Origin of the sequence: Knoellia sp. S7-12 (assembly GCF_040518285.1) — a bacterium.
GTDB lineage: Bacteria > Actinomycetota > Actinomycetes > Actinomycetales > Dermatophilaceae > Knoellia.
This window is the reverse complement of the sequence record NZ_CP155449.1, coordinates 689494-710871: the sequence shown is the minus strand read 5'-3', so window position 1 is coordinate 710871 and position 21378 is coordinate 689494. Positions and strand designations below refer to the sequence as shown.

Genomic DNA, 21378 nt, shown 5'->3' with positions numbered 1-21378 from the left:
CCTCCAACGGTTGCTATGTCCCAAGGCTGATGGGGTGCTCGTTGTGGTCACCCGCGACGCGGAAGAGCTCTGCTGGATCGCAGACTTCAGCCGCGCATCTGCACGCCCTACGGCGCCGGCCCTAGCGACCGTGCGATCGCGTCTGAGACAGGAACTGCTCGCCCGTAGCGCCGTTCGAGGAGCCGGTCCTCGAGGTCCTGTAGTGCAGCGGCGAGGTCCTGGGCGGCGGGTGGGACCTCGAGCTGGTCGGCGACCTGGGAGACGAGATCCGGGCGGCGCTGCTCGAGCAGGGTCAGTCGCTCCCGGAGCTGGCCCAGGTCGCGGTGCAAGCGGACGTGCCCGAGGTACCGCGAACGGGTCTGGGCGGTGACATCGCGCACGGCCCGGCCGACGTCGCGTTGTCTAGGCCGACGACGCGCGGGCCACGCTGCGGCGCCAGCCTGGGGTCAGGAGCTGTTGTCATGAGTTGCCTTCGGCGGCGCCGGGACGCCAGATCTCGTAGATGCTCTTCCCCTGCTCGGCCCCGGCGTAGCTGAAGGTGCCGGCCCCGGCGCGGGGATTCTTGGCCTCGAACGTCGTTCTCGTGGTGGGGTTTTGGACGATGACGACGTGCCCGATGGCGTTGGGTCCGAGGTAGCTGTCCCAGAAGATGAGGTCGCCGGGGCGTTCCTGCCCGGGTGGGATGCGCGTGCCGGCTCCGGCGGCGAGCCAGTCGCGTTGGGCGCCAGCGGTGCGCGGCAGAATCAGGCCGATGTGGCGGTAGGCGGCCTGGGTGAAGCTGGAGCAATCCCAGGCGTCGGGGCCGTTGGCGCCGAACACGTACTGGTCGCCGGTCTGCTGCCTGGCCCACCCGAGCAGGGCCGCGACGCGGTCAGCAAGCAGCGGGGCGAGGTTTGGGTTGCCCTGTGCCCCAGCGCAACTGGTCGGGTCGCCCAACACAAGACCACCGCCATACCTGTGCGCGTAGTGCAGAACGTCGTTGACGTACCAGGTGGCGTGGTTGTACGCGTACAGGGCTTTGCGGACCCCAGCCTCGCCCTTGGTGACCCCGGACTGGGTGAGGTAGTTCGCCGCGGAGAAGACCGAGTCTGCGTCGCTACGGATGCTGGCACGCCCGTCGCCGTCGCCGTCGACGCCGTGCGCGGCGAAGGTGGCGGGCATGAACTGCATCAACCCTTGGGCCCCAGCGCTGGAGGTGGCGGTGGTGCGTCCGTGGGAGGTCTCCTCCATGCCGATCCCGGCGAGCAGCGTCCACGGCAGCTGGTACTTCATGGCGGCAGCGACGTACAGGGCTTTGACCCGTGCGGGGATGGTGGCCGGTGGGGTGGTGAGCGAGGCAAGGCGGGGGGCGCTGGCGGGGGGCAGGTCGAACCCGAGACCCCCTTCGACGTCACGGGGGGTGTCAGTTGTGGGGGTGGGTGCGACGGCGCGCCCGTCCAGGGGTGCCCCGCGCTCGGCCATGAACGGCACGGGGTCGACCGGGTCGCCGTTGGTGAGGATCTCGAGGTGGAGGTGGTTGCCGGTGGAGGCACCGGTGGAGCCTTCGACCCCCAAGACCTGCCCGGCGGTAACCGTTGCGCCGGGGCGGATGGTGGGGTCGATGCGGGCGAGGTGTGCGTAGCGTGAGGTGATGCCGCCGCCGTGGTCGACGTCGATGGCGTTGCCGTACCCGCCGCGGTAGGCGGCCGCGGTGACGGTGCCCATAGACACTGCGACGACGGGGCCGGGGCCGGGCTGGGAGACCAGGTCGGTGCCGCTGTGCAGCTTCCACACCTGGTCGATGGGGTGGAACCGCTTGCCGTAGTGGGAGGTTCTGACGTAGGCCTGCTGGAACGGGGGCCGCCACGACCCGCTGGCCGCCACGGCGGCCTCGCACCCGTGCAGGCGCGCCTGTTCGGCGGCGGCTGGGGTGATGACCGCGGCCAGGATCACCGCGGCCCCGAGCGGGATGACGAACAGGACCGCGAGCAGTGGGGCCATCACCCACAGGGCCTTCTTCATAACGGCGCGCGTTCCTTGCGGTTCAACCCGCGCCGGCGATGGCGTCATTGGTGAACGTCAGGGCGGCCTCGGTGGGGTGCAGCACGGTCTGGACCTTGTACTGCTGTTCGCCGACGCACCACAGGGCTCGTCCTTTGCCGTGCATGGCCCAGGTGGTGATGACGTCGCGGGCGATAGGGCCCAGCCCCATGACCTGTTCGAGGTCTCGGGCGACGCCGAGGTCTTGGCCGTGGAGGATCTTGATGTCGGCCAGGTGGAGCAGGTCCTTGGCGATGGCCACGGCTTGGGAGCTGGCGTCGCCTACGGAGAGCAGGTCGGAGGGTTTGTGGGCGTTGGCCCACTGCACGTCGCCGTGGGAGCGGGACAGGCGCAGGTCCCCGTCGAAGGACTTCACCGCTTCCGCCCCGAGGCGCATCTGCTTCCACACCTCGTCGCGGACCATGATCCGCAGGTCGCCGGGGTCGGCGAGTTCGCGCATCCCGCGACCCCAGGAGGACAGGCAGGTCAGGGCGATGCCGACGGCCTCCTCCCCCAGGAGTTCGAGCCGGGACAGGCTTAGCGACTGGATCGGCGCGGCCCAGTCCACGGTGATGCTGGTGTGGTCGTCGAAGATCCCGGCCAGGGCCCCGGAGGTGAGTTGGCCCAAGGCGTCCCGCAGCAGTCGGGTCTCGTCGAGGAAGTGCCGAGTGGAGGCGTACCGGCACTGATCGACCAGCTCAGGGGTGGGGGCGTTGAGCAGGTGCCACAGTTCGGGGATGGTGGTCTCCGCCAGGTGGGTGTTGCCGTGGGTGTACCCGGTGAGCTGCCGCAGGCCGGCTTTGACGACGTTCTCCTCCACGGGACCGAACGGGACCGGGGTGTCTCCGACGCGTTGTGAGCCGACCAGCCCGCGCAGCAGGGTCAGCCACCGCCCGAACACGATCGCCGCGCGGGACTGTGCCTCGCCCGCGTTCAGGTCCGCCCACCCCTGGGCCAGGGGACCGAAGGCCAGCGGGTTGATCCGCGCGGGCAGCCCGGGCCCGATCCGAAACGGCTCCACCCCCAACACGGAGCAGAGGGGTTCGTACTCGTCCTTGGGATCCCCCAGGATCAGGGTGCGGTACCCGAAGTCCATCATTCGCAGGATGAACGCCTTGGTGGTGGCGGACTTGCCGCGACCGGGTTTGCCGAAGCAGATGACGTTGGGGTTGGTAATAGGGACGTCATCGCGCAGGACCCAACCGAACGGGTCGAGGTAGAACGACCCCCCGGACAGCACGTCGATGCCCATCTGGGCTCCGGTGGGTGGCAGGCCGGTGGCGGCGATGAACGGCCACAGCACCGGTGCTTGGTCCGACGTCATCCGCCACACCGAGACCGGTGCCCGTGTCGAGGCCGCCCAGCCGCTCCCGCGGTGGCGGGGGCCGCGGCGGGAGGCGTTGCGGAACAGCCGCGGCTCCCGGACAGACGGTGACACGCTCGGGGCTGCGGGGAGGTCGTGGCCGAAGTCGGCGAGCAGGCGGGTGACGTCACGCCCTGTAGTGGTGCGGCGCATCAGGTGTCTCCGGTGCGGGTGAGGCTGATCCCGAGCGGGATCGTGGATGCGGCGAACGCGGCGTCCTGGCTGAGGTCCAGGCGCAGGGGGGCGAACCCGGCCTTGCGGACCGAGGCGTCCAAGCGCCGCCCGAACTCTGCGGCTCGCACGGTCTTGGGGACGGTGACGGTGGCCACGGCGTAGGGGCGGGTCAGGGAGGAGCCGCGCGCGAGCTTGCGGTCCAGGCCGCGGACCTTCGCGGCGTCGTCGACCGCCCTAGTGCGCGGTTTGACCTTGGCCTTGGTGCGTAGCCCTTCGCCCATGTCGGCGGCCCACTCACTGCTCGCGGACTGTCGGTCCGCCGCGGAGGCGCTGATGATCGGGAACGCGACGAGCACGGAGCGCCGCTCCCCCGGTTCGGTCGGGGTGAGGATTGGCGCCAGTGCACCCATGGCCGCGCCCTTGACCGGAAGCTTGATGGTGGCCGAGATTGAGTTCCACGCGTCGTGGCTGTAGTGCCTGGCGGCGGGGTCTGCTCCGGAGGGCCCGGCCATCGCCCACGGCACGTCGGCGTTCACCGCGGGGTCGCTGGTGTGGGCGGTCAGGGCGTCGATGATCCCGGCCCGGTCGCCGGGGGCGAACCCGGTGCGGCACGCGGCCGCCAGCTGGGGGGAGGTCAGCCACTCCACACCGGTCATCCCGACCGCCCCGCGTAGCTGAGCGTCGCACTCGCCCATCAGCGAGTACAGGACCCGGGCCCGTCCCTCAAACCCGCCACCGGCCTCCTTCGCGGCCTTTCCGAGGCGGGCCTCGGGTACCACGAGGGTGAGGAACGCCTCGGTGCGCACGCAACCCCCGGTCAACGCGGCCTGCAGCTCGTCGTTGACGACCCGGGCCACGGTCGGGCCGGCGGGGCTTCGGTGCCGGGTGATCCACTGGTCGCGTTCGGCGCCGTCCTCGGGCACCGTGCGCACCAGCAGCAGGATCTCTTCGACGAGCTCGGCGCGGGAGGCGAGGTCGAGCAGCTCGGACAGCCCGGTGCCGAACTGGGCGCGTTCGTCGGCCTCGCTCATCCCGATCCCCGGATGCACCACCGCTGCGGCGACGGCCCAAGTTCGGGTGGTGTGGTTCTGCACGACCGCGACCCGGGTCCCGGCCGGGCCCTGCGGGGGTCCGTCGTGGATCTCCACCCCGGCCAGCACCCCGGGCAGGTCCGGCACGCCCAGGTCTGCGGCGGCGCCAACGGCCGCGCGGGAGCGGAAACGTGTCCACCCGGCCAGGGCGCCGACCGCGAACGCGACGCTGGTGGCGGCCCAGTTCGTCGCGGAGCGGCCCCGCACCGGGGTCACCGTGACAACCACGACCAAGGCCCAAGCGAGGACGAACCCGGCGGCGGGCACCCACGCGGCGGCGTTTACGCAGACAAACACAGGCATCAGGGACAGGGCCACCACCGCCAGCTGCCACCCGGACAGGCCGAAGAAATGCCCGATCCGGGCGCGCGAGTAGTCGGAGTAGATGACAGCCATGACCGGGCTCCTCAGGCATCAGACGGGGACGATTGGGACAGCAGCGGCCGCGCCACCCGCGCCACCCGCGCCACCCGCGGCGGTGGCGCTACCCGCAGCACCGGCACCGCTGGCTCCGGCGGGGGCGGGCGGGACAGTCGACGGCCCACCGGGGGCCGCGGCGCTGCCAGGCGAACCCGCACCCGAGCCTGGCGACGCGTCTGGGGTGGTGTCGGGGGGGTCGAGCTCACCGCGACTGGCCGAGTCCCGCCCACTACCGCGGCGGTCGGCGGAGAAGTCGGGGACATAGTTGCCGTGGCCGACACCCATCTGGTTGGACAGGTCCGCGCCGACCGCGGCCGCGCGTACCCCGAACGACCCGGCGAAGCCCATCCCGGTGGCGGCGGCCTGCCCGACCGGGCCCAGCGCGCCCAGGAGCCCGCCGGCGGAGCTGGCGAAGCGGGAGGTGGTGGCGTCCGCACTGGCGTCCTCCCCGGCGGAGCGGCCGTTGACGTCGGTGCTCGACGCCGCCCCCGACGTCGCACCCTCGGCTCCGCTACCGCCGGGCAGGAGGCCTTGCAGCCCGCCCTGCGCGGCCATCCCGGTGCGCATCGCGGCCCCGGAGCTGGTGCCGGGGTCGACGAACGCGAGCATCTTGAACAGGGCCAGCGGGGCCATGCAGCCGATCAGGATGAGCATCACCCCAGGCACCGCGGTCCCGACCGCAGTGGCGACGGAGTCACCATGGCTGGTGACGACACCGGTGGTCAGCTGGATCCCCACCCCCATAACCAACGCCATCAGCACGGGGGTGAACGCGGCGGCGTGGAACCAGCGCAGCGACTTCCAGAACCAGGACCGGCCCGCGTCGGACACCAGCCCGGCCGCGGCGATCGGGGTGGTCGCCGCCAACACGAGCAGTGCGCCGGCTCGGGCGAGCATGACGAGCAGGTGTCCGATCGCAGCCAGCACCAGGAACAGGCCCATGATCCCCAGCACGGTGGCGACCGCGGCGTCCGTGACGTCCTGGGTGCTGAACGCCTCCCAGGGCTGCCACTGCGACCAGGCGTCCACCCCCATGGTGGCCTTCATGACCGCCCGGGTCAGTCCCCCACACGACGCCAGCAGGACTGCGGCGTAGGTCAGCCACGCCACCCAGACCATGAGGAACTGAGCGGTGCCGACCGCGACCCGAGCCAGGGACTGCCCGTCGCGGCGGAAGGCGGCGACCCCGAACTGGACCATCGCCATGAACAGCACCAAAGTGGCGGCGACCCAGAACGTGAACCGGTACACGCTCGCGCCGGGTCCGCTCTCGGACAAGTCCGGGGTCAGGAACGCGTCCACCAGCTCAAAGACGAACCGCAGCAGCCACACCCCTGCGGACCAGAAGGACAGCATCGCCACCGTCCACGCGTCGCCGGCGACCTTGCCCGCGGCACCGGCGAGGTAGCTGAACGGGTTGACGTAGTCCGACCACTCCTCTACCCGCAGCCCGATCATGATTGACCTGCCTCCTCCCAGGTCGCCCAACCCGCGTCGACCGCGGCCTGGGAGCCGGGCCAGGTCGACGGGGCCCGGGCTGGCTGCGCCCCGGGCCCGATCATCCAGCGCCCGCCCTGCTCACTGCCGCTCCACTGCATCCGTTCGCAGTGTCCGTACCCGATCCGCGCGGAAGCGGTGATCGTCGCTCGGATGTCCAGCAGCACGCACGCCAAGGTCCAGTCGTCCCCGTCGACGCCTTTGACCTGTGCGGCGACGGGGGTGGCAGTCACCACACTGGCCGCGTCCAAGCTCGGGGATCCGCTTGCGGCAAGGAACGCCTGCACGTTGCTGGAAATCACCCACTGCGCCACAGGTGGGGCACCGGGCAGCGCCCACGCCTCGTGGACGGCTCGGGTGTGCGGGATCGACATCCCGGTCAGGACGGTCGTGTCGATCGCGGCGAGCTGCCCGACCGCACCCTGCGGGGTCCGGGGGAACCCGCTCGGCACCTCCACCGGGCCCACCGTGGTGGCAGCCGGGACGGTGATGCTCGCACTGGCCCCGAGGGCAGGGGTGCCAGACATCGCCGCGGACCCAGCGACGGCCGCCATCGGGGCAGCCGCGATCGCATCCCGCCGCTGCTCTGCGGTGTCACCGCCCACCCGCACCGGTCCGGTGGCGGGTCGGTCGTCGCCCGCTGTTGCAGAGCCGATCCCCCACACCAGCGCGTAGACCAGCCCGACCATCAGCAGCACGACGGCGGACAGCACCCCCGCGAGTGTGACGATGAGGCGTCGCCGGTCCCACGCCCCGCTCGCATCACCGGGCGTCGTGGTCATCAGACGCACCCGGACCCGGTCATCGCTCGCACGATCCCCGGAAGGACGAGGTAGGCGATGATTGCGACGAACACCAGCACGACGCCGACGACACCTGCCTTGGAGGCGTGCGGCATGGCGAAGACCCGGCCGCCGACGATGGCCGCGATGCCGACGACGACGCCGAGGATGAACAGCAGCCCCACCCCCCACAGCAGGTAGCCCATGAGCTGGTCGGCGTACTGCTGCGCTCCTGGTGGGGCGACCGGGCAGACCCGGGTGGTCACCGCGGCAACCACGCCGGTGCTGGACTCCAAAGCGGTGGTCATGTCAGGGGCTTCTTCCGGGTGGGACGTCTTGGGTGAGGTGGAGCAGGTAGGTGGCGGCGTGCAGCAACGCATCCGGAAGCGGCGCCGAGTCCAACCCGCGGGCGGAGAGCCGTGCATCGATGGGGAGTTCGACGAGGCGCTCCGAGCGGATCAGTGCGGTGGTCCGCGCGCCGACGCTGTGCGCCACAGCGCGGGCCCACTTCTTGCGTCGCGGCCCCAGCACCGCAGCCACGCACGGGGTTGGCGCGAGCATGCCCAACGCAGCCTCAAGCCGCCTCAAACCGGGAATCGTCGCGGTCGCGGTCACCACCACCAGCGATGACTGGCGAAGCACGTCCGCAACCCAGGACTCGGTGGCCAGGACCTGGCCAAGCTCCCACGCCACATCAACGACGGTCATTGGCGGAATAACTTCCGGCGTCGGTGGCGCCTGCAGGTCTACCAACGCGGTCAGGATTTCTGTCGGCCGTTCAATCACCACCGTCCCGCGGGTGCCGCGCAGCCAGCCGCTGTCGCGCCGGCCGAGTTCGGCGGTCGGCGCGGCCACCAGCCCGGAGGCGGTCATGGTGGCGCACTCGACGACCCGGCCGCCAGCCGCGGTGGCCAACGCCAGAGCGAAAGTCGACGCACCAGTTCCGCCGGCGGCGCCCACCACCGGCAGAACCCGCTCGGCCGGGTCCCAAAGAGCGGGACGACGGGGTCGAGGTGGGTGGCGGCGGAAGTCGCCGACCATCAGGGACCGGTGGGCACGCAGCAGCTCGTCGACGCCGACCGGCCGCGTCACCGTAGTCACGACAGCCCCCGCGTGGACCAGACGGGTCCGGGGCGGGCCAGCGTTCTACCCGCCGCGCGATCGTCCCCGAACCCGGCGGTCGCCAGCACGGCCAGGATGCGTGTCACCAAGCCGTGCCTGATTCTCCGCATGACTTCACCTCCACGCCCGAAGGCCGACGCGATCGCCGTTGTGGTCACCTCAGGCCGGCATCTGCGTAACGGCATACCGGCTCAGCGCGTCGAGACTGCGCCGCGCCCGGCGACGCACCGTGCGTGCGGAGACCCCCCAGCGCTGCGCCACCTCCATGGAGGCCACCGGCGTCATCAACCCCGCACAGCCTCGACCCCAGTGCGTCTGGGCTGCGGCATCGGCGGCCTGCGCCAGACCCAAGAGCAGGTGGAGGTCTTGGTCACTGATCACGCTCTGCGCGCGGGCTGCCTCGAGCAGCTCAGTCAACTCCCCCGCACCGTCCTCCTCCCCAGCGGTCAGCGGCTGCGTCCGTTGCCACAGCAGGTCGTCCGGTTCCAGGACCAGACGTCGCCTCCAAACCATCTCGGCGTGCTCCCCCACGCCAAGGTCACGCAACACCCCTTTCCTGGTGTTGCGCAGGATGCTCGCCGCAACACGCCGCCCCCGACCCGACCTGAAAGTGCGAACCTCGATCCACAGTTGCGCGGCCACCAACTGGTCGATGGCCGGCGAAAGTGTGGCCAGCCGGTTCGCGAGCAGGCTCGCGCCCGGGATAAGCAGCCACGCCAACGCCGCCGCAGCCGGGACGTCGTCGCCGTCGTGCTGTGCCGCCAGGCCCGACAAAGCGCCGAGGACGGCATCACACTCCTGCGGGTGCGTGCTCAACCAGGCCGGCAAGTCACCCAACTGGGCAACAACGCCCAATGCCTCCTGCCGATCGACCCAGCTGGCCCACGAGTGGTGGGCCTCTGCGAGCAGACCTCTGCCGGGGTCATCCAGTTCAAGCTGTGTCGCGACGCTCATCTCCAAGTCCTTCCGTCGTGGGGTCACGACGCGAAGGTGGCGCTTCAACGTCCCCGGATTCATCCCGGGACGTCGCGGTAATGACGGATTCGGGGCTGGGGACCTTCGCATACATGCAGGTCAGCCCACGTCCCTGAAGAACTTGATCGAAACGCTCGCAGACGTACTCTCGGCCGCTGTTATCAACACCTGCAGTTCTGCCTAAACGGCGCGCAGTGCTTGGCGCCGGGCGACGCCTTTGCGTTACTCAGTCCGTGCGTACACCCGCTGAGCGCACGGAAAGGGGAGGGGCGCCAACCCCACGACGCGGCACACCGGCCTGGTCCAAAGCGCGCCGAACCGCAGACTGCGTCCGATCGGTCAGCTCCGCGATCTGCCTCAACGACCGTCCGGCCGCGTACTCACGGCTCACGAACTCGACCAGACGGCGTCGTTGCACAGGGGTCTGCCGAACCGTATTCGTACCCCGGAACTGAGGCAGCGGCTCGAGAACGGGGCGCCCAGGGTAGGCCATCACGCAACCGTAACCGCTGAGTCGCTGTACCACCCAAGGCCTCCCCACGGCGGCATCCTGACCGTATCGCCTCAGTAAGGACAAGGTGCGCATGTAGGGCAGAACTACGTGATGCACGACGGCGACGCGGTGGAGTTCCGTCACGGAAAGGCTTAGGCGGCAATGCAGTTCAGCAAAGACGGGGTGTCGGAGGTGTCGCCTACCATGAACCTATGGCGCAATGCACAGCACCGTCCAGAGGCCACCGCACCGCGAGCGGGGCTGCGAACTGCCCAGCTTGCAGCAGTTGGGGGAGGTCGTCATACAGGTCCTCGTATTCGTCGGCGCCCTCTTACAGCAGCGGCGGAGGTCGGTCGACGTACGGCTCGTCCGGTGGCAGCAGCGGGGGTTCGCGTCGCACCAGGTCCGGGCGGTCGGTGCCGTATACCCCGACCGAGTGGCGTGCCGTCGAGCCCTATGCCGAGAAGGCTGCTGAGCAGGCGAAAGCACACCCGGATAAACGAGACCTCTTCCTCTGCCACGCGTGGGGCGACCGGGAGAGCAGCGCGAAAGAGCTCTACGGCTACCTGAAGACAAACGGCGCCACGGTGTGGTTCAGCGAGGAAGATATCCCCCTCGGTTCGCTTATGACCCGCGAGATCGACAAGGGCCTGCGCAACTCCCGCATCGGGATCGTTCTGGTTACGCCCAGCCTGCTCGAGAGCATAAAGAACGAGGGCATCGCCGAGAAGGAACTCGCCGTCCTGCTCAACAGCAGTCGCGTCGTGCCAGTGACCCACGGAGTGACCTTCGACGAACTCTACGACGTCAGTCCCATGCTCGCGTCGCACGCCGGGCTGAGCACGACGGAATCGTCGCTTGACGCCGTCGCCGCCAAGATCGCCGCTGCGGCTGCCGCGCTTCCCGCAGCCTGACGGCGCTGAGGCGCCAGCCAAACCAGCCCGCAGGTCGCTACCCCGCGACTAGATCAGACCGTTACGTCGCTCGGAGCCGGCTGTCCGCCTGACGGCTCTGCTCGATGACATGGACTACCGGGCGGGCATCGGCGCGTTGGCTGCCTGCCGGGCTTGTGCCTAGTTCGCGCGCGTCCAGGTGCCACAACCCCTGCTGACGAAGCCCCCGTCATCGGCGCGAATACGCACTGACACACCCTGGGGCGCGAACTGCACGAAGTCGTTATCGAGCGTGCGGCCGGTACCGCTTGTGCGTTCCCAGTAGCAATCGCGTATGCCCTTGGCGGTGCGGTAGGTGCCGGGCTTCATCTCGTCCCCGACGACATACGTACCGTCATCGATCGTGGTCCCTTCAGCGCGCGACTGCATCAACTTCGCGTGCTGAGCTTGGGGGCACACGAGCGCAGCACCCGCCAGAACGCTGTTGGACCACGGAACTACCTCTCCTTCCGCGAAGTCCGCCTCACTGGCGCATATATCGAGCAGGATCTCCAGCGCAGCCTGCTCTGTCTCTTCGGAAACGTGGGTCCGGTACAGCGCGATGGCCTTGCTCTCGATCGGATGCAGCGGAGCCACTGGGTTCGCCGACTCGACCTCGCACATGTACGTGTCAGGCTGCCAAGCCTGCCGTATGTCTGCCGTTCGGACTTCGACGAGATCACTGTTGCTGCAGACGAAAACGAACCTGGAAGTTGGCGTAGGGGTCGCTGCCGGCGTTGGCGTGGACGCGGGTGTAGCGGTCGGGGGTGGCGTGGTTGACCGGATGGCGGACGCGACGGGGCTGCCGCTGGCCGCGCTGGATGGCGCGTCTGGCTCCTCGCCACAACCGGCTATTGCGAAGACGACGACAAGTGCCGGAACGAGTAGGGCACGCATGAACAATCCCCCAACGTTGAGACGAACCTGCATCGTGACAGGTCCGGTGCCTTCGGCATAGGGGAACCGCCCGTACATGCGCGCCAAGCCCCTCTGGAAGCTCTCGAGTTGTGCTTGCAACCTGTCATGGGCGGTTCAGACCACTACCTGCTCGACGTTCTGACCCAGCTCAACGACCGGGACGTCGTCACCTACGACTCGAGGTCTAGATGATGCGCGCAGAGTCGTCAGCGATGCCGAACGGAAGGAATGCGCCAGGAGGCCCCTCCGCTGCAGGTGGATCCGGCTCACCGAAGGACGGCGGCTCACACACTGCCTCACCGCCCTCGCTCGACTGAGCTAACTGCTTCTTCGCAACAGGGTCTCGCAGACTCAGCCCTTACGCCACGCCCCGTTTGAAAGGCCCGACGAGATGCCGGTGAGTTAGTCGCCCCACGAGGCAACTCCGGGAGCGGGTGCACTTCACGGCAAGTGAGAAGAAATGGGCAGCGCCCCTCGCGGCGAAAGGACGCACGTCGAATAGTGCTCTCATCCCGCGTTGTTGGCGAACTGGAGCGTCAGTGCGCCTCTTCGGTGGGCTCGGTCCCTGCCGCCGCGACGGCTTCAATTTGGTCCGGGCCGTCCTGCGAGGAGTAGTCCGTGGAGGCGAGGCTGGCCGGGTGTGTGGGTTCCCGCTCCTCAGGAGTGGCTGGGACCTCCGGTCGGAGTTTGGGCGGGGCTGCGGCCCAGGTCTTGAGGTCACCGAGGACTTCGGCATAGAACGAGTCCACTGCGGCGAGGATGGAGTCGATGAACGCCCCGCGACCGCGGCCGCGCTTGGTTCCCAGGGCGGTGCTGCGAGCGATGCGGAATGAGCGGATCTCGCGGGCGGGCTCGCTGACGAGCGATGCCGGGTTCTCGCGAACGGTCCTCAGGAGTTCAGCGCTGGACGAGCCGCGCGAGTGCGCGGTCATGCACTCCACCCGGGTGGTGTCCGGGGCGTTCTTGAGCTGACGGATCAGCCAGTTGACCCGTGTGGTCGGCCGGCCCTCACGTGGGGCGTCGATATCGACATGGCAGGTGACCTGCCCGGCCCGAAGATCGGCAGTGATCACGAGGTGCCCGGCAGTGTCTGGGATGCGGATCGTGCCGGAGAGCTGACCGGTGGAGGCAAGCTGCTGGGTCAGTGCGGACGCGCGAAGGGTCGGATCGGCCAGTTCTTTGCGGGACAGGACCGGTACGACCTCGGTTCCGAGGCGGCGCCCCAAGCTGAGGCTGGTGAAGCGCAAGAGCGCGTCAAAACTGGAGACCACGGTCGGGATCCCCTTGTCGGTCGCCCGCAGGGTGCCTGCCGCGACGGAGTCACGAACCCCGGTCCACGACTCGCCCATGTCATCGAACTCCAGCGCTCCGCTGCGGGTGTGCTCGAGGTAGCGGATGAGTTCGCCAAGAATCCATGCCTGGTCGGGGTCAGCTACGCCGCGGAACTCCTTCTGCATCACCGCCTCTGCCAGGACTTGGGACCACGAGAGGTGGTGGATTTCGACCTTACGGAGCTTGCGCTTGTCGACCTTGGTCGGGTGCTGACCGGCGATGGCGGGGATCTCGTTGCTGATCGTCAGGAGCGCGTCGAAGCCCTGCTCGCGGGCAACATCCAGGTAGTTCTCGAGTTGCTCGGTCGCAAGCTCGTTGCTTCCTGTCTTGACCTCGACCAACGCGGTCCACGACTTGGCACCTCGCGAGACACGGATGAGTCCGTCGGGGAAAACCTTCTTCTCGCCCAGCATGAAGGGCACCTCGATATAGCACTCGACCGTCCCGGAAGGCGCACCAAGCGGTTTGAGCAGTGAGCGGTTGAACTCTCGCACGGCGCCCAAGACGGCAAGCAGCGCCGACGTTGCCCGCCGCTCCTGCTCATCAGCCCCGCTGATGCCGGACGTTGGAATTAGGCGTGCTTCGTGCCACGACTGTTCGGCCATGTTCTGCCCCCGGTTCACGAATGTGGTTTCAGGCACCGTACCGACCGTGCGCGATCTCGATCGGCATCTCGCGGATATCGGTGATCCACTCGTCCACCAGCGCTTGTTCCTCATGCGGCGTTGTGACGCACCCCGAGCGACGACGACACGCCGCGCCGTGTGCATGCTGATGCGTTGAAGTAGCCCCGGTTTCGAGTTTCTGAGGTAGCAGCATCACCTCGCCACCCTGTACGCGGCGGAAGACGCATATTCGGGGTCGGCGGAGACTCCGCAACCCGCCCTTGCCGAGTGCCCAGCAAGCCACCCACTCCGCCCCGGGAGGCGGACGTCGGTGCTCGGCGAATCGGCCCCCTAACGAGACTTGCGGAGTCGTCTTGCGGTGGTGGGGCGGTCATCCCAATGGATTTCCGCGGTGCCCTTCTCACCCTCAGTGGGGAATCTGAAACTGTCGAGGCCAAGGTTCCGTCTGCAACTCTCGACGGCCGTTCCGAAGATGCCTTCGATATGGCCTTTGTTGTCTCCCCAGCGCCACGGATGGTCGTCATGGGCCCAAGGAAGGGAGAGATCCTTCGCCGTTAGCAGCAGCGGGAACCTGGGCACCGCGGTGTTGTGGGCGGTAGTGGTTTCTGTGCACCTCTCGACGTAGTCGCGGAGCGCCCTCACCTCGGTTTGTCCGAACTCGTCCTTAAGGGTGGTGAACAACAGGAGGCTCCGGACGTGCTTGTCGTCAAGGCGACGCTGAAGCTCCTCCAGATTGCGGATGTCATTCGCGTCGATCCAGTTGCTGTTCTTCACCTCGCCCAGCACGGTGACCCAGCTAGGCCGATCGAGGTAGGCCACGATGTCGGCCTCGATCGGATCTCGGCCGGCTGGCGTGAAGGTTACGCCAAAGGCGTGGAGGCTCGGGTGCCCATTTGTTGAGGACAGCTGGCCCAGAAGCGACATGGTCGCTAGGGCCGGGAGTAGTGCCTTTACCTTTTCGGGGCTCAGATGGGACGCCAGCCGATAGCGCCACTTCGACTTGTTGCGCGACAGCGAAAGGGAGAGCGCGAGCTTGAAATCCTCGCCACAAAACTCGCACCTGATGGTCGCGTCGAGGTCACGTGGCGACACCTGGCTCTCGACGCGGCAGTTACTACAGTGCACATCAAGCATCGGGACAAACAGTCCGCTGAAGAGGAGCTCGTTGGTCACGCTAGTGCAGTACTCCTGGGGGGTTTGATTCGAGAACAATGCGTCCGGCCACACGCCTCGGTTGCTGCGCACGCTCGCCTGAAGTTGCGCAAGGGTCAGGCCGGCCGGAGTGCCGGCCGCCTTGTCGATCACCGCGCGAACCCCGGGCTGGATGGCTAGCGAGGCGAATGGCCCACCGAGGACTTCAGCCGCACGCGTTTGGAACTTCCCGTCGTCCGACTGTGCGACCTTCAGGCTTATGTCATCGAACAACGCGTGGATGCCGTCGAGGTGTGGTGGGAATCCGAGTGGGGCCTCATCCCGGGATGCCTGGTGCCCGACGACCACGCCGTCACCCTCGGCATTAATGCGCACGTGATCAACATCGACCGTGCCGATGAGCCTCTGCAAGACCTTCCCATGTCGGCGGTACGGCGGATACTGCGCCGTCGAGCGCGGGTCCAACCCATGCGCGTTGTTGATGGTCATCTGCACCGCCACAACACCCGGCATGAGCTTCGCGCTCGGATCCAGTGGCACGGTCGGGACGCGCACCATGGCGATCGGCGCGGTCGGCCTGAACTCCGTGCGGAAGGACGACTCAAAGCGCGTCTCTAACCCTGGGTGCCCGACGCCTTCCATCCTGTCGAGGCCTTCGCGAGGCGTAAGGCACAGCCTCTCCGCCATTGAATCGATGGCGGCTCGCGTTGGCCCGGTCGAGTGCTCGAGGCCCCACACCATCAGGCACTCTTCCTTCCGGGGCTCTGGACCCCCGCCCAGCATGAGCGTCACTCCCTGAATGGAGCCGCGGGTCAGGAAGTCGAGAAGGTCCTTGGGTCCGTCATTCGGCAGGCACAGAATGGGTCGGCCATAGGAGCGCAAGTTCCAGAACCGTACAAGGTCTTCGGGGTGTCCAGCACGTGCCACAACGATGCCAGTCAGTCCATCTAGGTATCGGCGGTCCGCGACTGAGATTCCCACAGCAGTTCCCTGCACTGCGCCGATTGATTCCCAGGTGGTCGCCGGCCTCGTAGTCAACAGAGGCAGTTTTATGGGCTCCGAATTGGGGAGAATACCTGCCATCTGGTGGTCAGGGTCGTCCCCAGGTCCCAGACCCTGAATGTCACCAAAGACGGCGGTGTAAAAGAGGTCAAGATCATCGTCACGGTCCCACTCCGGAACGAACAAGCGGTCACGCATCAAGCCGACCGAGTTCGCTGGCAATAGGCCGCGGCCAAACCCTCGGTGTTGGGCAAAGGGTCCCCATTGACCTCTACCGCTCCACCCCCATCCAGTGGAGCGGAGCCACTCGGCGAGGTCCCCCTCAGCGTTCTCCGAGTACATGGCGTCGACGTCAAGCGCGCGACCAAGGTGCTCAAGTTGGACCGTAGAAAGAGTTGCTTCCAGAACCGGCATGTAGATGCCGCCCCAAGTCCGCGTCAGGGACACGAACGCAGCACGGACAGCTTGTGGGTCCGACGTGTCGATTAGCTGCGCGAGCCGGAACGGGCGCACCATCGCCCGTCCTCGCACCTCAGCCATGTCTCGAGCCACGCAGCGATCCTAAGCACGTTCGGCAGCACGACCTCGTGGATGGGCGATCTCGACGGCTGACCCATGGGTGCAGTTTGATTCCACACGGGGCTGCACGCGGCGATCAGGGGCGCAGGCACCGTGTCTCTATGGGCGGCAGGACGCTGGCCCCCCGGGCGCCTTGACGTGCTCACGGAACTTGGTTCGCCGCACCAACGCCACTGGCCCGCACGTGCGTGAGGTCATGAGGCAGAGCGCTTGCTGTTTGCCCAGTCGTGTGACTCAAGAATCTGTTGAGACCGGTCGGAGAGGTCCGGGGGTGGCCCGTCGTCGTGACTGCGGTTGCTGACGTCCTTGCGCAGGATGTGCTCAGCTGCCGCGTGCTGTCCTTCGGCTTTGGCGATGTGGGCGAGGTCGAGGCGGGGGATCTCCTCTTCGGGAGCTGCACGCAGGGCCGTCTCGGTGGCGAGTCGGGCCAGCACGAGGTCGCTGGCGTGCAGGGCGTGGGTGGTAACGGTGTGGGCCACGTCGACGATGGCGGCAGTGAGGTGGTGGTCGAGGCGGTCGCCTTCGTGCAGCCATGCCCAGCCCGGGTACCGGAGCTGGTCGAAGGGTCGTCCTTGGACCAGACGTAGGGCTGTGGTGAGGTCGTGGATGCCGTCTGGGCCGCGGGTCTGGCCTCGGGCGCGCAGGCGGCGGAACAGGTCGGCGTCGATGAGGAGGTCGAGCACCTGGTACACGCCCACGCCCCTGGTCTGGGCAGCTGGGGAATGGCGCGCATCGGGCAAGTGGGCCGCGCCGGTGCGGGGGTTGGCACCGAGCCAGTCGCGAACGATGCGTGCGTACTCGCGGGCCTTGTTCACGGTGATGCCCATGACGTCGGCGACCTCGTCGGGGGTGGCGCCGTGGGGCCGAGTGGCGATATACGCCAGGACTTCAGTCATGTACGGCTTGCGTTCGGCCAAGGCCTTGCCGCGGGTGCGGGCTCTCACGGGTCCGAGCAGGGTGAGCCGCGGCAGGGAGCAGTCGTCGGCGAACCAAGCTGCGACGTCGCCGTCGAGGGTGGGGTCGGCGTCGCGCACGGAGTCGCGGACGGCGTGGGTGACCTGAGGAGCGAGGGTGGCCAGGTCTGCTCTGGTGGTGGCCGCGGAGTGGAGGTACTCCTCGTCACGGGCAGGGAGGACGGACTCGACCGGGTCGCCCACATCGGTGGCGGGGGTGGCTCGCGGCAGGGTGTGCTCGTCACGCAGCGCCCCCGCTTGGTCGGTGAAGGCGCGCCATCCGTCTTTGGCGTCTTCGTCGACGGGGACGGGAACATCCTCCAGCTGATGGGTGGCAGCGAGCAGGGCGGCGCATCCTTGCGCTTCGTCGGTGGTGAGGCCGACGGCCACGAGGTCGAGCCCGGCGTGTGGCAGCCGGACCCGGCCACTGGCCGTGTGCTCGACGACCAGGCCCGGGGTGTGGGCCCGGGCTCCGTTGATGACGACGCCGGTCCCGGTGGCGCCGGGGTGGGAATTTAGCAGCTCAATGAGCTGCTGAGCGGACGCTGTGTGGGTGTGAACCTCGTCGATGACGAGCATCCGGGCGGGCCAGGCGTCGGGGCCGGCGATGTGGGCCCGGGCGGTGGTTGCGTCATCGTCGTGGTCTGCGGCGCGGTCGATGGTGTTGACGGCGTCGGCGAGGACTTCCGCGGCGGGGTCGGTACTGGGGGTGTGGGGGCGGACGCGGTCGGGGTTCAGCGGTGCGACGTCGCCGGCGACCCCGACGCCGTCGATTCTGGCTCCGGCTGACCAGGGGTTGCAGGCGACCTCGGCGGCGACGTACCGGGCGAGGTCAGCGGCGTAGGTGGGATCACCGGTGAGGGTGAGAACGTGGTCCTCGCCGTTGAGCAGCCAAGGGTCGCCGGTGTCGGTGGTGCCGATGGTGACCAGCAGCGGGTACGGGGCGGGCTGGTCCGGGACGAGCTCACCGAGGGTCTGCGGGTCGGTGCTCGCGGGCAGAACCCAGCGTCGCCCGTCGCCAAGGTCCACCCACGGTGAAGGCAGCGCGGCGGCAGAGCTGAGGTGGAGGGTGACGTCGGTGGCGGTGAGCTCGACAGCGGCAAGCTTGGGCATGGGTTGACCGTCGCGAGCCTTCGCGGACGCGAGGCGGCGCAGCGCGTCGTCCACGAACTCGACGGTCGGGACAGTTTGGGTGCCCAGTGTGGCCAAGGACTTCTCCACCGGCGCCAGGGAGAGGGGTGGGGTGGCGATGGTGCGACCGGGGCGGCGGTGCCGCAGTTGCGCCACGCGGCGTTGCCGCAACAGGATCCACAGGGACCCGGCGAGGACGGGGCCGCCAACAAGGCCTGCGAGCAGCCACGGCGCGGGCGCTTCACTCGTCTCCACCTCGGAGACACTCGGCTGGTTCGACCTCGGCGTGGGCTCGGGTGCGGCCTGCCGCTGTGGCATTGATGTTGTCGGAGGTGCGTCGGCGCGGGCGGCGCCAGAGTCGGGTTGTGCCGTGGGCCAGGTGTCGGGAACCCGAGACGGGGGCGGGAGGGGATCCGCCCCCGTCCCGGGCGGCTGGGTGGTCGGCGCGGTCGCCGTACCGCTGGGCTGCCCGGGGATAGCCATAGTCCACCCAATGTCGATGACGTCGGGGTCGCTCAGGTGTTTCCCACCGGGCTGGGTGATGTGCCACGAGGCGTCAAAGATCTCGGGGTAGCGTCCGGCGTCACCTAGCTGCTCGTGCGCGATACCGGAGAGGGTGTCCCCCCTCCGCACGATGTACGTTCGCTCCTCCCCCGCGGCTGCATCCGGCCGGTGGGGGGCGGGCAGGGCGAGCACCGTTCCGGGCAGGAGGAAGGCGGGCCGGCCGGCCAGAATGCGTCTGTTGAGGGCGGCGATCTCGGGGTAGCGGGCTCCGTCGCCGAGGTGGTCCTGCGCGATGGACCACAGCGACTCCCCGCCGGTGACGGTGTGCTCCCGTCTTGTCGGGTCCGCTCGAGTCGCGGATTTGGGCGCAACCGGCGGAGAGGTTGCGGCAGTGACCTTGTGGACCTGCGTCGCGGCGGGCGACACCGGTGCGGTGGCGGCGGCCGCGGTCGGTGCGGTCGTAAGGGAGGGTCCGGCGACGAACAGCAGGACAGCGGCACTGACCAGACCACGAGCGGCCGCCTGCGGCAGCGCCAGACCCGGAAGTGGGGGGGCGGTCAGCCCGCGCACACGTGCGCTGATCTCCAAGAGGATGGTGCCGGTCAGGAACAGCCATGTCCCCCACGCGAGCACGCTCAGCGCCTTCACTGCGAGGGTGCCGTCGTCGGGACGGGTGAGGGCGTCGACGACCGCGTCCCAGGTGGGGACGGTGGTGGGGGCCGGGGTGGCGCCGATGGCGAGCAGGACGGCGGGCATCCCGGCCACGATCGTCAGCACGCCGGCGGTGGCGAGCAGCCCGATGATGCGGTGGCGGGCGGTCACTGTTCGACTCCTTCCACGGATCGGGTAATGCGGGCCTGAGCGTTGCCGGTGACGGTCAGGGTGTTGAGGCCGATGATTCCCAGGAACGTGGTGGCGTAGGTGTCGGTCGTGGTCACGGTGATGGTGTCGCTGCCGGAAACCTCGACGGTGCCGGTCACGTCGGTGGCGGCCAGGTAGGCGCGAGCCGCTTGGACTGCCCGTGTCCGGTCTGCGGCGGCGGCCTCGCCGCGGATCGCGGGGCCGGGCTGCAGCTGCTGCCCACCGGTGCGGGCAGCCTGCGCCGCGAGACTCCGGGCGCGTTGTTGGGCCTGGACCTGACCGCCGAGGTCAACTGCCAGCCCAACGACGACGATCATGGCGAACCCGCAGGTGGCCAACCAGAGGGTCACCGAGCCGCGTTCCCGCTGCTGTGTCGTGGGGTGGTGGTCGGTCATGTCAGCGCTCCCGGTAGGTGTCGATCGGTGAGCTGGCGGTGGCGGTCACGGTCCTGGTGCCGGGTATGCCGGGCAGGGACAGGTCGGCGAGGTTTACGACGCACCGCACGGTGGCGGTGGTTTGCGCGGGGCCGCCGACGGGGGCGTTAAAACCGGTGGTGTTCAGGGTGACGGTGGACTGCACACAGCGCACGTTCTGGTTGGCCAGGCTGGCGGCGGCGGCCGTGGTCGCGTCGCCGTTGGCGGCACCGGGGCTGCGGGCGATGGAGGCGACGCGGGCGGCCTCCGATGCGGACGCCTGTACGGCCTGTGTGGCGATGGCCAGGCGCCCGCCAAGGAGGACGAGTGCGACGAAGAGCATGAACGCGGGTAGACCCACCGCGGTCTCGATCGCAGCGGACCCGGTTTCGGGGCGGCGCCTCATCCGGTGATCCTCTCCACGGGCACGGTGGCGGACTGGGTGATCGTCGGCTGCCACCCGGGGATGACGCTGAGCGCGACCCCGCGCACAGTTACGGACGCCGTAGTGGCAGTGCGGGTGCCGGTGACGGTGGGTCGGGTGAGGGAGTCGCCGCCGGTGTCGGTGACGTAGCTCGTCGCGGCGGCGACCCCGGCGCTGGTGGTGCCGTCCTCGGCGCCGGCGGCACGTGCCCCTTCTTGTGCGGCGGCCATAGCAATGGTGCGGGCGTGGTAGTGCAGGGCGGCCTGCATCCCCAGAAACATCACCGAGAACAGGGCCGGCATGATCAGCGCCATCTGGATCGATGCCGACCCCCGCTCACGCCACCACGCCCGTCGCGCACGCTGGCGCGCGGGCAGGTAGAGCAGGTGCGGACGGGTCACGGGGATCAGACTCAGTTGATCTTTGCGGCTTCGCGGGTGACGTAGCTCGTGATCGCGAGAACGACGATCCCCACGATGGCGATGACGGCCACGGCCCACAGGACCTGCTCCATGGTCACCGACCCCCGTTCGGGGCGAGTCGATGCTCGGTGGCGCAGGCGGATGCCGAGGGTGTGCAGGGCTGCGGCGAGGTGGTGCATGACGGGTGTTCCTT

General features: G+C 68.8%; 18 protein-coding genes. 1 reads left to right on the top strand and 17 read right to left on the bottom strand.

What is annotated here, in order from left to right; genetic code table 11:
* Window positions 1-107 precede the first annotated feature (107 nt).
* The 9 genes from V6K52_RS03435 to V6K52_RS03395 all read right to left on the bottom strand — a co-directional run bounded on the left by V6K52_RS03435 (window position 108) and on the right by V6K52_RS03395 (window position 9422).
* On the bottom strand, window positions 108-380 hold the full coding sequence (locus V6K52_RS03435) for a hypothetical protein (protein ID WP_353952506.1): 273 nt from the start codon (window positions 378-380) through the stop codon (window positions 108-110).
* A 79-nt stretch (window positions 381-459) separates the two neighbouring features.
* The gene (locus V6K52_RS03430) at window positions 460-2001 is read right to left on the bottom strand and encodes a peptidoglycan DD-metalloendopeptidase family protein (protein WP_353952505.1); all 1542 of its coding nucleotides are present in this window, start codon (window positions 1999-2001) and stop codon (window positions 460-462) included.
* 22 nt (window positions 2002-2023) lie between these two features.
* Entirely contained in the window at window positions 2024-3535 is a 1512-nt protein-coding gene (locus V6K52_RS03425; protein WP_353952504.1) for an ATP-binding protein, read from the bottom strand.
* Window positions 3535-5043: an SCO6880 family protein gene (locus V6K52_RS03420; RefSeq protein ID WP_353952503.1), complete on the bottom strand. Its 1509-nt coding sequence runs from the start codon at window positions 5041-5043 to the stop codon at window positions 3535-3537. The genes V6K52_RS03425 and V6K52_RS03420 overlap by 1 nt, the downstream gene beginning before the upstream one ends.
* A gap of 18 nt (window positions 5044-5061) precedes the next feature.
* The gene (locus V6K52_RS03415; RefSeq protein ID WP_353952502.1) at window positions 5062-6525 is read right to left on the bottom strand and encodes a hypothetical protein; all 1464 of its coding nucleotides are present in this window, start codon (window positions 6523-6525) and stop codon (window positions 5062-5064) included.
* Complete coding sequence (locus V6K52_RS03410) at window positions 6522-7346, bottom strand: hypothetical protein (RefSeq protein WP_353952501.1); 825 nt, start codon at window positions 7344-7346, stop codon at window positions 6522-6524. The genes V6K52_RS03415 and V6K52_RS03410 overlap by 4 nt, the downstream gene beginning before the upstream one ends.
* Window positions 7346-7654, bottom strand: coding sequence for a hypothetical protein (locus V6K52_RS03405; RefSeq protein ID WP_353952500.1), 309 nt, complete (start codon window positions 7652-7654; stop codon window positions 7346-7348). Before V6K52_RS03405 ends, V6K52_RS03410 begins: the two co-directional genes overlap by 1 nt.
* A 1-nt stretch (window position 7655) precedes the next feature.
* A complete protein-coding gene (locus V6K52_RS03400) occupies window positions 7656-8438 on the bottom strand; it encodes a hypothetical protein (protein WP_353952499.1) in 783 nt (260 codons plus the stop codon).
* 189 nt (window positions 8439-8627) lie between these two features.
* Window positions 8628-9422 (bottom strand): hypothetical protein, encoded by a 795-nt coding sequence (locus V6K52_RS03395; protein ID WP_353952498.1) that lies wholly within the window; start codon window positions 9420-9422, stop codon window positions 8628-8630.
* 930 nt (window positions 9423-10352) lie between these two features.
* Between V6K52_RS03395 and V6K52_RS03390 the strand changes: the two genes are divergently transcribed.
* Complete coding sequence (locus V6K52_RS03390) at window positions 10353-10850, top strand: toll/interleukin-1 receptor domain-containing protein (protein ID WP_353952497.1); 498 nt, start codon at window positions 10353-10355, stop codon at window positions 10848-10850.
* A gap of 159 nt (window positions 10851-11009) precedes the next feature.
* Here V6K52_RS03390 and V6K52_RS03385 read toward each other — a convergent pair whose 3' ends face one another.
* From V6K52_RS03385 to V6K52_RS03350, 8 genes are all read right to left on the bottom strand, one after another.
* Complete coding sequence (locus V6K52_RS03385; protein ID WP_353952496.1) at window positions 11010-11492, bottom strand: hypothetical protein; 483 nt, start codon at window positions 11490-11492, stop codon at window positions 11010-11012.
* An 830-nt stretch (window positions 11493-12322) separates the two neighbouring features.
* On the bottom strand, window positions 12323-13759 hold the full coding sequence (locus tag V6K52_RS03380; RefSeq protein WP_353952495.1) for a hypothetical protein: 1437 nt from the start codon (window positions 13757-13759) through the stop codon (window positions 12323-12325).
* Window positions 13760-14074: 315 nt separating this feature from the next.
* Window positions 14075-16450, bottom strand: coding sequence for a hypothetical protein (locus tag V6K52_RS03375; RefSeq protein WP_353952494.1), 2376 nt, complete (start codon window positions 16448-16450; stop codon window positions 14075-14077).
* Between the two features lie 221 nt (window positions 16451-16671).
* Window positions 16672-19887, bottom strand: a complete 3216-nt coding sequence (locus V6K52_RS03370; RefSeq protein ID WP_353952493.1) for a LysM peptidoglycan-binding domain-containing protein — start codon at window positions 19885-19887, stop codon at window positions 16672-16674.
* Window positions 19884-20321, bottom strand: coding sequence for a pilus assembly protein TadG-related protein (locus V6K52_RS03365; RefSeq protein ID WP_353952492.1), 438 nt, complete (start codon window positions 20319-20321; stop codon window positions 19884-19886). Before V6K52_RS03365 ends, V6K52_RS03370 begins: the two co-directional genes overlap by 4 nt.
* Before the next feature lies 1 nt (window position 20322).
* A complete protein-coding gene (locus V6K52_RS03360; RefSeq protein WP_353952491.1) occupies window positions 20323-20745 on the bottom strand; it encodes a TadE family protein in 423 nt (140 codons plus the stop codon).
* A complete protein-coding gene (locus V6K52_RS03355; protein ID WP_353952490.1) occupies window positions 20742-21164 on the bottom strand; it encodes a TadE family protein in 423 nt (140 codons plus the stop codon). Before V6K52_RS03355 ends, V6K52_RS03360 begins: the two co-directional genes overlap by 4 nt.
* 11 nt (window positions 21165-21175) lie before the next feature.
* Window positions 21176-21364, bottom strand: a complete 189-nt coding sequence (locus V6K52_RS03350; RefSeq protein WP_353952489.1) for a hypothetical protein — start codon at window positions 21362-21364, stop codon at window positions 21176-21178.
* Window positions 21365-21378 lie beyond the last annotated feature (14 nt).